Genomic DNA, 15,756 nt, shown 5'->3' with positions numbered 1-15,756 from the left:
AAAATTTTAAGGTTATGAAAAAGGTAATATTTTTATTCGTTTGTTTGTTCACAATGTCAATGGTGGTTGTAGCCGATACAGATAAACCTATTCAGATAGGTCAGCTTCCGTTAAAGGCTCAGACTTTTATCTCTAACTATTTCAAAGATTCAAAAGTTGCCATGGCAAAACAGGAAACAGATTTGTTTTATAAGAGTTTCGACGTGATTTTCACTTCGGGCGACAAATTAGAATTTGATAAGTCTGGCGATTGGACTGAAGTGAAATGTATCAAGAACGGTGTTCCATCACAGATAGTTCCAAAGGAAATCATTGATTACGTCAATACAAACTATCCAAATGAGAAGATCCTTCAGATTGAAAGAAACTCTAGAGAGTACGAAATCAAGCTTTCCAACAGATGGGAGATCAAGTTTGACAAGCAGTTCAGAGTGATTGATATTGATGATTAAAAGTAAAAAATACAAAAACAATAAAAGCGGGACTATAGTCTCGCTTTTATTGTTTTTATGCTGTTTTATGGTTACTCCCACTCGATTGTTGCAGGTGGTTTTGAAGAGATATCGTAGCAAACGCGGTTTACGCCTTTCACTTTGTTGATGATATCGTTAGAAACCTTTGCCATGAACTCGTATGGAAGATGAGCCCAGTCAGCAGTCATCGCGTCAGTACTTGTTACGGCACGCAATGCAACGGCACGTTCGTAAGTACGTTCGTCACCCATCACACCTACGCTCTGTACAGGCAACAGGATAACACCTGCCTGCCATACTTGGTGGTAGAGTGCTGTCTCGTTACCGTTAGCATCCTTAGTCTTCCAGTCACGCAATCCCTGAATGAAGATGTCGTCTGCATCCTGAAGGATACGTACTTTCTCGCGAGTGATGTCGCCAAGGATACGTACAGCCAGACCTGGACCAGGGAAAGGATGACGAGTAATAAGATGTTCAGGCATTCCAAGTTCTCTACCAACACGGCGAACTTCGTCCTTGAACAACAGACGCAATGGCTCGCAAAGTTTCAAGTTCATCTTTTCAGGCAGACCACCTACATTGTGGTGACTCTTGATTACTGTACCTGTGATAGAAAGAGACTCGATGCAGTCAGGATAGATAGTACCCTGAGCCAACCATTTAACGTCCTGTATCTTATGAGCTTCTTCGTCGAATACATCGATGAAGCCTTTACCTATAATCTTACGTTTGCGTTCAGGTTCTGTAACACCGGCCAGTTCGCTGAAGAATTTTTCGCTTGCATCAACGCCGATAACGTTAAGACCGAGGCATTCATAGTCGTGAAGTACGTTCTTGAATTCGTTCTTACGCAACATACCGTGGTCAACGAAGATACATGTCAAGTTCTTGCCGATAGCCTTGTTAAGAAGAACTGCTGCTACAGATGAGTCAACACCACCGCTCAAACCAAGTACTACCTTGTCATCGCCAAGCTGATCCTTAAGTTCGGCTACTGTAGTTTCGATGAATGAAGCTGCGCTCCAGTCCTGCTTACCGCCACAGATGTCAACAACAAAGTTTTTCAAGAGCAGAGTACCGTCTTCTGAGTGGAATACTTCAGGATGGAACTGCACTCCCCAAAGCTTTTCGTTCTTTGCCTGATAAGCTGCTACTGCTACCTTGTCGGTAGAAGCTATGATTTCGAAGTTTTCAGGTATTGCTGTGATTGTGTCACCATGACTCATCCATACCTGTGAATTCTCGCGGATTCCTTTGAGAAGAGGATTCTGATGATCGAACTTAGCCAGGTGTGCACGTCCGTATTCGCGTGTGTTGGCTGGTTCTACCTTACCTCCATTGGTGTATGCCATGAACTGTGCGCCATAGCATATACCTAAGATAGGATATTTGCCACGGATGTCAGTAAGGTCAACCTTAAAGGCCTTTTCATCATAAACAGAGAATGGACTACCTGAAAGGATTACACCAATAACAGACGGGTCATTGTGTGGGAACTTGTTGTAGGGAACAATCTCGCAATACATGTTCAGTTCGCGGACACGGCGACCGATGAGCTGTGTAGTCTGTGAACCGAAGTCGAGAATAATAATCTTTTCCTGCATATAAGTTTATTGGTTAAAATAATAACTTTGCAAAGTTAATAAAAAGTAGGGATATTGTTTTTATAAAAGCACAATAAAATGTTTTTATAGACTGATAATACCCAATTGTTCATTAAACTTTTCCTTCCAGCCACGCGTCTATCATCTGTCTGGCTATACTGAGTTTCTTCGGAATTTCCGGCATATTGTCGTGCGAATAGAATTCTCCGGCGCTGAGCTCCTCGTCCTGAAGCTTGATTGTACCGCTTTCATAGTCGGCAATGAACCCAATCATTATACCGCTCGGATAGGGCCATGGCTGGCTCCCGAAATATCTCAGATTTTTTATTTTCAGCTCTGTCTCTTCCATCACTTCACGGCGGATACATTCTTCCAGTGTCTCGCCTGGCTCCAGAAATCCTGCTACCAGACCTTTGTATTGTCCTCTGAAGTTCTTGGCATGCACCAGCAGCACCTGGTCTTCTTTCTTTATAAGTACTATTACTGCAGGAGATATGCGCGGATAGAATTCCTGACGGCATTCAGGGCAACGCTTGGCGATAGGAGAGACCTGTACTGTGGGAACTCCACACATGGGGCAGTAGCGGCTGTTCTTGTCCCAATTCAGGATTTGCGATGCTTTTCCTGCTCTGTAATATTCTTCAAAAGGAAGTACATCGTATGAGGCTCTCAAGTCTTTCATCATACGTTCGCTGTCCTCGTTTCCCGGAACAGGAGAGTATATGGCGTATGCCTTTGCCGTGTGCCCGTATATTTCTCCTATTGTATGAATTGTACTTCCCACAGGTACATTTACAGGAGGTTCCGGTCCGTATGGAATATGATATTTGCCTTCCGAATCTTTTACTATCAATAATTGTCCTGAATTGAATACAAACCAACCGAATATTTCTTTTTCTTCCATTTTCAGCAATCTCCTAAATTGACTTTTTCGAATTTGTAACCCATTCTTTTAAGCTGTATGGCTGCTCCGGTTCTGTACATAACTCTCACGGCGCGTGTGAAAACATGGAAAGCTACAGGACTTTGCGGCTCAATCTGCTCATGTCTGATAAGGTCTATAGTTTTTTGGGCGCATCGCCTGATTATTTCTTCTATGTCTTTAGCTTCTTCGCTATCCAGCGGGATACCTACAACGTCTCTGATGAGATGTTCGTCCATATCGTCAAATCCTTGTTCGCCATAAAAATCCTTGTATTTGGCTTTGGAAATGGCATCCCAGTTTATGTCCCATCCGTAAGCGACAGCTATACCTATATATGCTGCCCATGCCACGGAGACTGTCGGGTAATCCTGAACTTGCTCCACCGCATCAGCCAGGTATTCCGGGGCAATTACCTGCCAGTAATTATCAATATCGTCTGTTGCAAGTAGTGTTCCGTCGAGGAATCTATAGTTTTTACAAAGTCGCAATATCTCCTGTTGAAGCTTTTCTTCAAAATTGTCTAAGTATTCTTTTAATTCCATGATTTTGAATTTTTGTGCAATATTCGTAAAAACAGACAATATATGCAATTAAACTTCCATTTGTTATTCATAAAATTTGTTTTCCTTAAAATAAAACGACAACTTTGAGTAATAAAACTCATATAATATGTTAGGCGCTATAATAGGAGACATTGCGGGGTCTGTATATGAATTTCGCAATACAAAGGATTATAATTTCGAGATGTTTCCATCGGGAAGTAATTTTACTGACGATACGGTGATGACAATGGCTGTTGCGGAATGGACATTGACTAATGATATAAATGCCGATATGGAAACTCAGACCAAATTACTTGAGAGGATTATGGTAGATGTGGCAAAAGAAGTTCCGTGTCCTATGGGAGGATATGGTGGAGGTTTCAGGACATGGCTTTTTTATCCGGAGAGACTTATAGACTATCGTACCGGTAAGCGTGCATCCGGACGTTGTCCGTACAATTCATGGGGAAACGGTTCTGCCATGCGAACTTCAGCAATAGGCTGGCTGTATGATGATATGGAAACTACATTGAGAGTTGCCGAAACAGCCGCTGCCATTACTCATAATCATCCTGAAGGAATAAAAGGAGCGCAAGCTGTGTCGGCCGCTATTTTTATGGCTAGAAATGGAGCTTCAAAAGATGATATAAAAGAATTTATCAGTGCGAAATTTAATTACAATCTTGATTTGTCATGGGATAGTTTACATCAAAATTACGGTTGGGATTCAAGTTGTCAGGGTACAGTGCCTCAGGCTATCGTCTCCTTTCTTGCAAGTGATGATTTTGAGAGTGCCATACGCAGGGCGATATCAATAGGAGGTGACAGTGACACTTTGGCCTGTATCACCGGCAGTATTGCCGAGGCTTATTATAAGGATATCCCTGAGTATATGGTTTCTAAGGCAATGAATTTGCTTCCTGTAAGATTTAAGAAGGTGTTGGAAATGATGGGAGAGAGGGGATATTATTCCGTTTGGTAGTCATAAAATCCCTGTTGGTGGATTAAGTTTTACTATTGTCAGGCGATTTCATATTTTTGTGAATAGAATAAAATTCAAAAAATATTCACTATGATAAAAAAGAAAACGTTGGCAATAGCATTTGCAATCATGTTGTCTGCATCATGGAATATTTCCGTAGCAGACTCTGTTTATGATGAACCGCTGAAAACAGAGCAGAAGAAAGAAATTCCTAATCCGGAGAAAGAGGCAAAGAAAAGAACTGATGAAATGGATAGGTTTTTGAGCCTTTCAGAGAAACAGTACAAAAAGATTTACAAACTTTATTTGAAGGAAGAAAAGGAGAAGGTTGAGAAAATGTTCAGTCGCAGTGGAGGACAGCCACCGATGAATGGTGGAAGACCTCCTATGGGTATGGGACAACCTCCTGTAGGCGGTGGATTTCCTCCTATGAGTGGTAATCACCCGGGCTTTGGAGAAGGCGGGCCGATGATGCCACCTGAGCATATCAAAGAAAAAATGGCTGAAGAGATGAGGAAACGTGAAGAAAAGATGCTTAAAAAGATACGTAAGATTCTTGACGATGAACAATATGAGAAATGGTTTGAGATGAAGCCTAAAGCTCCGGGAAAACCGCTTCATGGTGCTGACAGACCTAAACCTCAGGATTTATAATCCTGCAGGTTTAGCTCAGCCAATTGTCGGTTTATATCGTTGTCTTTCCTGATGTTCTCATCGTGCATTCCCAGTATGGAATATTTACATTCACCACAGATGTCGATACCGATAATTCTGCCATGCTTGAGCAGTATTGACAGCAGGCGTTTAAGCTCTGTCATTGTTGCTTTTCCCTGATCCCAGTTCGTTACATCTTCCTCGGGATTGAGCACATCCTTGTCTATTGAAATGTATATAGGGAGATCAAAATGCATCTCGTAGAAACGTTGCCATGCATCATGGTCTTCCAGTTGTGATTCCTTGAATTCTATCAGTTTGTCCGTATATCTGCTGTCTATCTTTTTCAGAAGTTCGTCTGAAGTTCCTATCAGAATAACTTTCTTCAGATGTTTATTCGTATCGATAGATGATTTAACCCACGAGCCGCATGTCAGCAGTTCATCGAACAGTGAAGGTTGCATGTCAGGATGATGGTCGAACACTACGAGTATGAAATCTTCCCGAATTTTGTCTGTAAAAAACTTTGATATATAATGGTAATTACCTGAGTCGATGAAATGAATTCCTTGCGGAGGCAGGTCCTTTATTCGATTACATATTTCTTCGGATGCTTCATTGTCGCAAAAGCAGTTTGCCCCGGATATATCTGTGCAGTTTATCCATTTTATTTTTTCATCTTTATAGAATGACTCTTCTGTATATACATTCGAGAAATTTAATATTACAATATCGTGTTCCATATTCATTGATATTTTAATTGTAACCTTTCTACAAGTAAATTATTCTTTTATTCTTTGCTTTATCTTCAAAGGTACTGAAAAATCGGCTATGGTGTTCTTCTTTAAGAATAATTGTACAAAAAACAATTATAAAATGTTCTTATGTTTTAAAACATAAGATGTAACTTTGCAGCAGAATTTAAAATATAAGAATATTCATTGATAAACAGATAGAAATAAAATTATGAAGAAGAGTCTTATAGCACTGGCTTTCGGTACTTTGGCATTAGGAATGGCTGAGTTTGCCATGATGGGTATATTGCCGTATGTGGCTTCCGATTTTGGAATAAGCATATCCGAGGCAGGTCATCTTATTTCTGCCTATGCACTTGGTGTGTGCTTCGGTGCACCGGTATTGGTTCTTGCACGGAAGAAGTCACTCAAGCATTTGCTTATGGCATTGGTCTCGCTTATAATAATAGGAAATCTTTGTGCGTCGTTTGCACCTAATTATTGGGTGATGATGATTGGACGTTTCATATCAGGTTTGCCTCACGGCGCTTATTTCGGAGTTGCATCCATTGTCGCCTCAAAGCTTGCCGATAAGGGTAAAAGTTCGGAAGCTGTATCTATAATGATAGCAGGAATGACAGTCGCAAATCTGTTTGGCGTACCTCTCGGAACATCTTTGAGCCACCTTATTTCGTGGCGTACAACATTCCTGTTTGTCGGACTTTGGGGCGTAATAGTGTTTTATTATATATGGCGTTGGGTTCCGGTAGTGGAAGGTTTGCAGGACACAGGCTTTAAAGGACAGTTCCGTTTTCTCCGTACTCCGGCTCCGTGGCTGATACTTGGTGCTACTGCTTTGGGAAACGGTGGAGTGTTTTGCTGGTATAGTTATATCAGTCCTTTGCTTACCAATGTATCAGGCTTTTCAGAGAATAGCATGACTGCACTGATGGTTCTTGCAGGATTTGGTATGGTAGTGGGAAATCTCATTAGCGGACGAATGTCCGACCGTTATACTCCCGGAAGAGTATTGATGATTGCCCAAGGTGGTATATGTTTGGTGTTGTTGGCTATCTTTTTCTTGTCACCCAATCCGTGGCTTTCAGTTTCTCTTATGTTTCTTTGTACGGCCGGTCTGTTTGCTGTCTCAAGTCCGGAGCAGTTATTGATAATACGTGTCGCACCGGGAGGGGAGATGCTTGGTGGGGCATGCATTCAGATAGCATTCAATTTCGGTAATGCTGTTGGAGCATACGCCGGAGGTCTTGCTGTGACTAACGGAGTTCAGTATGCGGCACTTGTTGGAGTTCCGTTTGCTATGATAGGATTCATACTGGCTGTGATTTTCTATAAGCGGTATCAGGTGAGATACGAGGTGAAGTAAAATTAATTCAGATGACGAAAAAGAAATCCTGAAACGCGCAAGAAAAGAAACCGTTACACGTACGTGTTACGCCCGCGTCACGTTCGTGTTCCGCGCGTTACACGAACGTGTTCCGCCCGTTACACGTACGTGTCACGCTTTCTATGTCGAAGAATTTTGCCGGATATTTCAAATCTTCGGACTAAATTTTTATAGTCATAAGTCCTTTTAATCTAATTAATCTAAAAAACATTCCACAGGCTACGGCCTAAGTCATATTTTTTCCGTAAATCTGTATAAGGAATATACCTCTTTGAAATCAAGAGAGTTAGAAGAATTACCACGTTTTGTGGTAATGATTTGGCAACCGTTCATGTTGCTGCGGTCTGCATCGCTTTGCTTGTTTCGGATAACTCTTTGTATGCAAAGGTATGACTTTGTTTCATATAAAACAAAAGTATCTTAGAATTTCGGCTTTTATTATTGTTAAAATCATTATTTTTGCAATCAAAGAAATAACAATGAAAATTAATGGAAGATTTGAATCAACTTAAAATAGTTTTGGCAAAGAAAAAACGTACTAATAAATGGTTGGCAGAACAACTTGGAGTAAACCAAACAACGGTATCTAAATGGTGTACAAATACAACACAACCAGATTTACAAACATTGAAACGTATAACAGAACTGTTAGAAGTGAACATTCAAGACTTAATAAACTTCTCGTGAAATAAAACATAGTGCAATGAATGAAATAACAATATCATCAATGCTGCCTGCTGTCAGGAATACAGCACTCATGCGTGGTAAAACGTACATCGGAATCGATTTTGGTACATCAACAACGGTGGTATCTATCGCTTCCTATGATGAGTACGACCATAAAATCCATACGAAGTCTTTACGATTGCCGCAAATGCTTCCTGACGGGACTTTATACAGGTCAGAGATAGTGCCTACAGTAATAGCGTGGCTGAATGGACGTATTTTGGTTGGAGAAGGTGCATCGCAGATGAAATACCAACTGAAAAAGGGAAAGAATATCTGGTATTCGTTCAAAATGGAGTTGGGTGAGGATTTAGGAGCAAAGTATTACGATAGTGAACTGCGTGAGGTAGACCCTTTTCGGATAAAAAATCCTGTGGATGCTGCACGGGTATTCTTTGCCTATCTGAAATACCTCATCATTAAATACTGTACCGAAAATAATATCAGTACAGATATTTTGTATGCAGTAAGCATTCCTGCATCATTTGAAGCCAATCAGCGTAAAGATTTACTTGACGCATTAATGGCGAATGATATGAAAGTGTCAAAGCAAGCTCTTATAGACGAGCCGAATGCGGCTTTTATCAGCTATGCTGTATCACGGGCAGCAGAAGACCGCCCCATGTTCATAAGCCCAGATTATAATTCGAAAGTATTAGTCTTTGATTTCGGAGGAGGTACATGCGATATATCTATACTCGAAATAGGACAGAGTGCTAATGGTTTTTTTTCTAAGAACATTGCCATTTCAAAATTTACGAAGTTAGGTGGTGACGACATAGATAGGTACATAACGTACCATTATCTCATGCCACGCTTTTTAGAAGCTAATGGAAAGAAAAAAGAACAGTTTCGGACGAATGAACGTAAACAAATAGCATCTGCACTTTATAAAGTCGCAGAACGACTGAAAATATTAGTGAACAAAACATTAGCAACGCTTGCCTCTGATTTTGTAATACCTGATGTGAAATCGAGCGATTCAAAGACTGAAATAGAGTCTGAGGTTGAAATCATCACCAATAAAGGTACGCTCAAACAGAACAAGTTCTACCTGACGAATAAGGAGCTTACAGAAACAATGGCTGTGTTCTTAAAACAAGGATTCGGTAAGACTACCCGCATAAAAGGAGAAGATGAATACAACAGTATATTCTCTCCTATAGAAAGTGCCATTAAGAAATCTAAAACTCCCAAAGAAGAGATTGATTATATCTTGCTTATTGGAGGAAGCAGCAAAAGTCCATACATCCAAGAAGCCTTGCATTCCTATTTTGAGGATTCGGAGATATTGGTTCCGATGGACCTGCAAACCCACGTTTCACAAGGAGCAGCCATTCACAGCTTATTGTTCAATGGTATGAATAAATGCCTGATACAACCTATCACGAGTGAACCGATTTTAATCATTACCAAGGACGACCAACCTAAAATCATTCTCCCTGCAGGAACAGAGATACCCTGTAACACTATAGAGATTGATGATTTGGTAACAAGCCGGGATGGGCAAAAAATTGTCGAGTTACCTATTTGTGTTGGTAATACAACAAAAATGCTTTTCAATTTGAAGATAGAATCTTCCATGCCCAATGGCTTTCCTATCAATACTCCAATCCAATTGATAATTGAAGTCAATGCGGATAAGATGCTGATTATCCATGCTACTTGCATGGGAACAATATGCCATGTGGAACCACTTAGTCCATTTGCAAATAAAGAATTGACAACCAAAGAAAGGGCTGCCCTAAAAGCAGAAAGACAAGCTAACCTTGAAGCCGAACAAAATGGCGGTGTACCTTCGAAAGAGACCCTGATTACACTCAAACAGGCTTATCTGAAGATTGGAAATGATTTCAAGGCGGCAGAAACGTTTGAACTGCAAAATGAATTATATCCAGTTTCTACCAATTATAATAGCATAGGTGTCCTTTACAGCAATGCTGGGGCTACAGACAAAGCGATTGAATTTTATGAAAAAGCAATCGAAGAAAATCCTCATGACAAACATGCTTATGCGAACTTAGGTTCCACTTTGCTTTACAAAAAACCGAAACAAGCCAAAGAATATCTACAAAAGGCATTAAATATAGACCCAGAACATGATATAGCTTTGATTGAATTAGGGAAAATAGATAAAAGTGAAGGAAACACGGTTGCCGCACAAGTAAAATTCAGAAAAGCATATGACTTGTATTTGAAACAATGGAAGACAAATTCTTTGCCAAAATATGCTTATGGATGGTTTGCTACTGTAGCGGAAGAATTAGGGGAAAATAATTTTGCCAAAGAAATTAGGGCATCTGCTCCCAAAACAGAAAGTGAAGCTTATTACAATAAAGAAAATTTGTCAATGACAAAGACTAAAGCACTAACGAACAACAATTAAACAGTAATATTATGGCATGGATAATAGAAGAGAATAAACTCGATGCTCAGCAACGTGATTTTCTTGATAATGTGGACATAAACCGCAAGAATGTTTGGATTAAAGGATTTGCAGGTTCTGGAAAATCTATTTTACTTGCATATACAGCAAAAAAAGTCCGTGCAAAATCGCCCTCTGCAAGCATTTTATTGATTGTGTTCACACAATCATTGGTTGAAATGTTTAAATCCGCATTTAAGGAAATCGGATTGAATGTTACCGTAGAAACTTACTACAGGTTCATGAGGGGGAATAGCCATTATGACTATATCCTGTGCGATGAGGTTCAAGATTTAACACCACGTATTCTTTCAGAAATGAAAAGCCGTGGTACGCACGTTGTTGTGGCTGGTGATTCTAATCAATCGATTTTTGACCGTGACCCTCAATGGCAAGAAGCAACCGTAACCCCGTCAGAAATAGGAAGACTAATCAATGGAGACGCTTTTGAATTAGGAATCATCCATCGTTTGTCACGGTCTATTATCGATGCCGTGCAACGTTTCCTTCCACGAATGAATATTTTTTCATCGAAAAGGGATATGACACATGATGATACACAGATACGTTTGTGCGAAGCTCCCTCCGAAGAAAAAGAAGTAGCTTACGTAATAGAACAGGCAACGAAAGCCGTGAATGTAGGTGATACAGCCGCTATCTTGATTCCATCTGCTCAGAAAATTATCCATTTCGTAAATTTAGCTCTTAGTCATACCGGAAAACCAACATGGGCAGGAGTAACCAACCAGTATGGGAAAACAGATTTCGGTGCAATGAATGTATTTCTCAAAGCAAATGGTATGAAAATGCAATATGTGGGTAATGGTTATGGCAATTTTTCTGAAAATGACCGTCGCATTATCCTCATGACATATCACAGCGCAAAGGGATTGGACTTTGATAATGTTTTCATTCCATTTGCTAATAACAATTTGTATATCAGCCCTGATGAAAGCATGGCTAAAACCTTGTTTATGGTGGCAATGACCAGAGCAAGAAAGAATTTGTATATTTCTTATTATGGCTATCCAAGTGATTATTTGGATGCTTTCAAGTCAAATTGTTCGCACATAGATATTTCCACATCGGTGGCAAGTCAATCAACAACTAATAACAACAATAACAACCCTTGGGGATTTTAAATTATAGATACAATGGATTATTTAGCAATTATACGTAAGGCGGATTTCGTAGATTTATTCAAGTATGGTAAATTGAATGTTTATTCGGCAATCAATTTTGACGGAAACATCAAGGCTCATGCAAATGATGATGATTTGTTTGAGAAGCTGGCAAAGAATATGAACTTTTTCGAATACTCTTTTGAGTATATGGTGATACATTTTATCAGCGATAATGGGAATGAGTGTCCCTGTCCTGTAAGCATTGAAAATGTAAGGGGGCTTTATACTTTCGATGAGGAAGCCAAAAAGGAAATGAGTGTATCGTTTGATTCTCGAATTAAGCTTCATGTGTCACCTTGGGGTGAGAAATTTAATACTTTACACAATAATCGGCTAATGTTGCAATCCAAACGAGGTATTGATAATTTATGGGCGATATTTGATTTGTCGGAAACCGACAGGAAGATGTGTGAATCTATTATTACCGATGATATTGTTTCCGAAGTATTTGATGAATTGTTTTCATATAAACGTCCGACAGGAGAACAATCTATATGGACGTATCTTCTACGGTATGAACGCCATAGTTTTTATCCTAACAATACGAAAGGGTATTTTTGTGACTATATCCATGTAGCTTGCAATTGGCTGAAAAAAATAGAACTGCAAGAAGATGTTGCTGAAACAACAGGGCTTTATACACAGATAATAAATTGTTCCAAAGACGACTTCGCATCACTTTCGAATATAGCTGTTAGGTCCAATTTGTCTTCTTTGACTGATGAAGATGCAGGGTGCAAATTTGCTATTGCAGCTCCATTGTTTTTACTTATGAAAGATAAGTTTAGCGATGGATTTTGCATTGATTCGAAAATTATCAATTATGCAAAAAAATTTGGGCTTGAATGTTCTGTTGCTGTGTATCTTTTGGGGCTAACTCTTGGGTATGACAAAACTTATGATGCGTATTACGATTTTGTAAAATTACCTATATTTGAATTACGAACTGAAAATCAAGAAGCTAATAAATTAGATTATGTGCAAGAATCTAACGAAAAAGAAATCTGTTCGGAAAATAGAAACGAAAATGTAGCAGTAAGTTTATCTTCTGAAGATACGATAAAAGGTAAAGACATATCCACCACGGACACATATTTCCCAACAATAGAACAAGAAACTTCGCTCGTTCAGCAAGGACAACTATTTGTCATGGAAAGTGTCAATAAAAAGCAACCAATAGCTTGGCTTAGACTAAAAAATAAAAACGATAATGATTTTAAGCCAGCATTTAACGATAAGGAAGTTTCGACTTTGATAAGTAAGGGCTATAAAATCGCTAAAAGATTCAGCAAGGAAGAAAAGTCGTATATCATTTCACAAGGTTACGAAGTTTCATGATTCATTTATCTTTAAAATATCAACGAGAGGATTGCAAGCGGTTTTGGTCTGTCCAAAACAAACTTGCTATCCTCTCGTTGGTATTGTTTATAATCCCATGCCCTTGCCTTTTCTATACGGCTCAACTGTCCTCCTAATGGATGAAAACAGCTTGTCGAACTGCTCCTTGAACCATTCGCCAATCGGTTGTCCGTTGATGGCAAGTGCGAGTTTAGACCTGTCTTTCGGGTCTTTTACCACTTGGCAACCAGCTTCCTCAGTTTTGAACTTCCGTTTGTGTTCCTCCGAATAGAGTTCACCCTCATATAACAGCGGCTTGCCGCTGATGAGCGTGGCGGTCTGCCGCTCGTTGAAGCCGACTTTCAGACAGAACTTCTCCATGTACACCAGTTCTTGGAATAGCGGAAACCATTTCTTGGCTTTTCGGATAATGGATTTCAGGAATGACACTTCCTTTTGGTGTTCCGCTTCCTTGTCCGACATCTCCCTGCGGTGCTTGGCTTGCAGTTCCATCAGTTGCCGTTGGTATTCCTCTTGCTGCCGCTCCATCTGTTGTTGCAACAATTCGATACTCTCGTCACGGGTGGCAACTTCGTTTTGCAATGTGCGGTTGTCGGCTTCCAACTCTTTCAATTTGCCGCTGCCCAAAAGAGAACCGACCTTTGCCACGAGTGCCGCTTTTGCCTCAGTCTTGGCGGCTTCCAGTTTTTCTGATTTTATTTCTTTCCGTACTTCGTCAAGCTGCCGTTCCGCCTGTTGTTGTTCGGTCTGCAACTGCCGCACGTTGGCTTCAAGCTCTCCCGTCTGCCGTTTCAGGTCACGGTAGTATTGGGCGGTGGTTGTGTGCCGTGCCTCTGAACCACGGACACCACGCTGCAAGCCGTATTTCGCCATTGCTGCGGCGTAGCTGTCGTGGTAGGCTACCAGCTTCTCACGAGTCAGCAGGTCATCGGCGCACAGGCGCACGGCGTTGGCTTTCTTGCGGTAGGTGCGTTTGCCCTCCGCCTGCTTCTTCCTTGCTTTCCTGCGTTCGCCCGTCACTATCGGTACGACCGTGGCGTGGATGTGCGGCGTGTGTTCGTCCATGTGCAGCACAGCCGATACGGTGTTCTCTTTTCCGAACGTGCGGTGCAGCCATTGCAGGTTGTCTCCGCACCATTCGTTTAGCCTGCCCTCGTCTTGCACCCTTGCCATGTCCTCGTGCGTGCCCGAAAGCACGATGCGGATTGCCCGTACTTGGTCGGGCGTTATCTTACGTCTGATGCCCGCCGTGCGGATGCGGTGGCTTATTGCCTCGGTGCGGTCAGCCACACCGTCGGGAAACTCTACCAGTTCACGGTTGAGGTGGGTGCGTGTGGGGTCTGCGTTCTTGGGCGTAGTCTTGCGTTCGATGTGGTCGGATGCGCCCGTGTCAGCCGACCCTTTCGCTTTGTTGATTTGAATGCTTATATATCCCATGCTTATTTTTTGTTTTCAGGTTTGACAATTTGGTTTGTTGGTTTCCGTCCGCTGCGGTCATGCCGCATGGCAAACGGGGGTGTCCAGAGGGGTGTAACCCCGTTGGCTCATTGGGGCATTTTTAGCTGTGCTTGCACTGCGTAAAGAAAATGCCCTAATGAGCTATGGCTTTTCTGTTTCCAAAAGCCTGTGAGAGTACTAGCGGTATAGGCAGACCTTTTCTTGTCGTCGATATGATACGCCTTCCCTTGTCGGCTGGTCGGACAACAGGCAGGTCGGATGTCCGACCGACCAGCTTGCGGATAGTGGCATTTCCTTCCATCCATTTGTCCCGCAAACTTGTTGGCGGATGAAAATCCGATGAATTGATGAGTTGACAGGATAATAAACTGATAACCAAAATGATATATGTTCATCATCGTTTCATCAAACCGCTCACCAAAAGAAAAGTGATGTAGAGTGCGGTGTGTTCTTTCTCTTTTCATCAGCCCGATTCTCTTGTTGAAAGGTTGATGAAGACGTAAGTTACTGTTTCTCTTTATTTTTATATATACTTTCATCATCTCATCAAAATATCAGAATTTTTCCAGCTGTATTTTGTTTACCGTGTAGTAACGTCCTATTCCTCTTATCGGCGAATAATGACAATCCCGATTCACAATCTTGTAGAGAATTGTACCTACGCAAATGATTCCTTTTTTTCTTCATGTTCTTGATACAGGTTTTAGTGCTGCCTACATTCTGTCGGCAACGGGTTAAACATGGTTGCAAAGCTACGGAAGTGTCGGTAAAATCTTGATACGCAAATCTATGCGGAACGGCGCAAAATAGGTCATGCAAAAAGAAAATGCAGTATAAACGGATGGCTCTTTCAGGTAAAAGGAAATAAAAAAGCCCGAAGTCGTGGAATATGCAGTTCTTCGGGGACTGGTTGTTGCAGATAATTACAGATTGACTGACGCACTGATTTACGGATTTAATGACTTCATGTCGTCATTACGTCAGATTAAACCGTTAATCATCAAATTGTGGTCGATGCCGAGAAAGTGAAGCGTGAGGAACAGGCTTACCGGTCTATACCCGTCATCACGGGCTTTACAGATGCCGGCGGCAACGACCGCATGAAGGAGATGAACTAGGATAACTACAACCGTATCCGTGCCGAAGTCCGGCAGATTGTCGCTGACGAGTTGCAGCGCATACAGTCCGACCCCGAACTGCAATACCTCTTGCAGAACAAATAGAAATATCATAGACGAAAAGAAAAATCCGTAATACGACTGGATATTCCAGACTGTATTACGGA

General features: G+C 41.1%; 15 protein-coding genes and 1 pseudogene. 10 read left to right on the top strand and 6 right to left on the bottom strand.

What is annotated here, in order from left to right; translation table 11 throughout:
• The first annotated feature begins 14 nt into the window (after window positions 1–14).
• Window positions 15–452: a PepSY-like domain-containing protein gene (locus H6A27_RS04865; protein ID WP_154042574.1), complete on the top strand. Its 438-nt coding sequence runs from the start codon at window positions 15–17 to the stop codon at window positions 450–452.
• Window positions 453–523: 71 nt separating this feature from the next.
• On the opposite strand, the gene guaA is transcribed toward H6A27_RS04865, so the two are convergent.
• From guaA to H6A27_RS04850, 3 genes are all read right to left on the bottom strand, one after another.
• Complete coding sequence (gene guaA / locus H6A27_RS04860; RefSeq protein ID WP_204507909.1) at window positions 524–2,077, bottom strand: glutamine-hydrolyzing GMP synthase; 1,554 nt, start codon at window positions 2,075–2,077, stop codon at window positions 524–526.
• A gap of 112 nt (window positions 2,078–2,189) precedes the next feature.
• Window positions 2,190–2,981, bottom strand: coding sequence for an NAD(+) diphosphatase (gene nudC / locus H6A27_RS04855; RefSeq protein WP_204507908.1), 792 nt, complete (start codon window positions 2,979–2,981; stop codon window positions 2,190–2,192).
• Between the two features lie 2 nt (window positions 2,982–2,983).
• Window positions 2,984–3,544, bottom strand: coding sequence for a hypothetical protein (locus tag H6A27_RS04850; RefSeq protein ID WP_204404785.1), 561 nt, complete (start codon window positions 3,542–3,544; stop codon window positions 2,984–2,986).
• Window positions 3,545–3,671: 127 nt separating this feature from the next.
• Between H6A27_RS04850 and H6A27_RS04845 the strand changes: the two genes are divergently transcribed.
• Complete coding sequence (locus H6A27_RS04845) at window positions 3,672–4,526, top strand: ADP-ribosylglycohydrolase family protein (RefSeq protein ID WP_204507907.1); 855 nt, start codon at window positions 3,672–3,674, stop codon at window positions 4,524–4,526.
• Between the two features lie 90 nt (window positions 4,527–4,616).
• Window positions 4,617–5,180, top strand: a complete 564-nt coding sequence (locus H6A27_RS04840; protein WP_204507906.1) for a DUF4890 domain-containing protein — start codon at window positions 4,617–4,619, stop codon at window positions 5,178–5,180.
• Here the strand turns inward: H6A27_RS04840 and H6A27_RS04835 are convergent.
• Window positions 5,168–5,923: an arginase family protein gene (locus H6A27_RS04835; RefSeq protein WP_204507905.1), complete on the bottom strand. Its 756-nt coding sequence runs from the start codon at window positions 5,921–5,923 to the stop codon at window positions 5,168–5,170. The genes H6A27_RS04840 and H6A27_RS04835 overlap by 13 nt on opposite strands.
• A 223-nt stretch (window positions 5,924–6,146) precedes the next feature.
• On the opposite strand from H6A27_RS04835, the gene araJ reads away from it, so the two are divergent.
• The 5 genes from araJ (at window position 6,147) to H6A27_RS04810 (ending at window position 12,992) form a co-directional block, all read left to right on the top strand.
• Window positions 6,147–7,298, top strand: a complete 1,152-nt coding sequence (gene araJ / locus H6A27_RS04830; RefSeq protein WP_204507904.1) for an MFS transporter AraJ — start codon at window positions 6,147–6,149, stop codon at window positions 7,296–7,298.
• Between the two features lie 510 nt (window positions 7,299–7,808).
• Entirely contained in the window at window positions 7,809–8,006 is a 198-nt protein-coding gene (locus H6A27_RS04825) for a helix-turn-helix transcriptional regulator (protein ID WP_057258647.1), read from the top strand.
• A 16-nt stretch (window positions 8,007–8,022) separates the two neighbouring features.
• The gene (locus H6A27_RS04820) at window positions 8,023–10,431 is read left to right on the top strand and encodes an Hsp70 family protein (RefSeq protein WP_204507903.1); all 2,409 of its coding nucleotides are present in this window, start codon (window positions 8,023–8,025) and stop codon (window positions 10,429–10,431) included.
• A gap of 11 nt (window positions 10,432–10,442) precedes the next feature.
• Window positions 10,443–11,612 (top strand): 3'-5' exonuclease, encoded by a 1,170-nt coding sequence (locus H6A27_RS04815; protein WP_118929260.1) that lies wholly within the window; start codon window positions 10,443–10,445, stop codon window positions 11,610–11,612.
• A gap of 12 nt (window positions 11,613–11,624) precedes the next feature.
• The gene (locus tag H6A27_RS04810) at window positions 11,625–12,992 is read left to right on the top strand and encodes a hypothetical protein (protein WP_118929259.1); all 1,368 of its coding nucleotides are present in this window, start codon (window positions 11,625–11,627) and stop codon (window positions 12,990–12,992) included.
• Window positions 12,993–13,079: 87 nt separating this feature from the next.
• Here the strand turns inward: H6A27_RS04810 and mobV are convergent, their stop codons facing one another.
• A complete protein-coding gene (gene mobV / locus H6A27_RS04805) occupies window positions 13,080–14,450 on the bottom strand; it encodes a MobV family relaxase (RefSeq protein WP_204507902.1) in 1,371 nt (456 codons plus the stop codon).
• 154 nt (window positions 14,451–14,604) lie between these two features.
• Window positions 14,605–14,772: a hypothetical protein gene (locus H6A27_RS15120; protein WP_239469572.1), complete on the bottom strand. Its 168-nt coding sequence runs from the start codon at window positions 14,770–14,772 to the stop codon at window positions 14,605–14,607.
• A gap of 581 nt (window positions 14,773–15,353) precedes the next feature.
• On the opposite strand from H6A27_RS15120, the gene H6A27_RS04795 reads away from it, so the two are divergent.
• Together H6A27_RS04795 and H6A27_RS15115 are read left to right on the top strand one after the other, a co-directional pair.
• Window positions 15,354–15,500: a hypothetical protein gene (locus H6A27_RS04795; protein WP_204507901.1), complete on the top strand. Its 147-nt coding sequence runs from the start codon at window positions 15,354–15,356 to the stop codon at window positions 15,498–15,500.
• Window positions 15,473–15,694 (top strand): annotated as a pseudogene (locus H6A27_RS15115) (conjugal transfer protein TraG); the annotation flags it as partial. The gene H6A27_RS04795 and the pseudogene H6A27_RS15115, both read left to right, overlap by 28 nt.
• Window positions 15,695–15,756: the final 62 nt, after the last annotated feature.

It is taken from the genome of Bacteroides caecigallinarum, from assembly GCF_016902295.1.
In the GTDB taxonomy this organism is placed as follows: Bacteria; Bacteroidota; Bacteroidia; order Bacteroidales; family Bacteroidaceae; genus Phocaeicola; species Phocaeicola caecigallinarum_A.
Note: the sequence above shows the minus strand (reverse complement) of the source record. Positions and strands in the feature narration are given on the sequence as shown.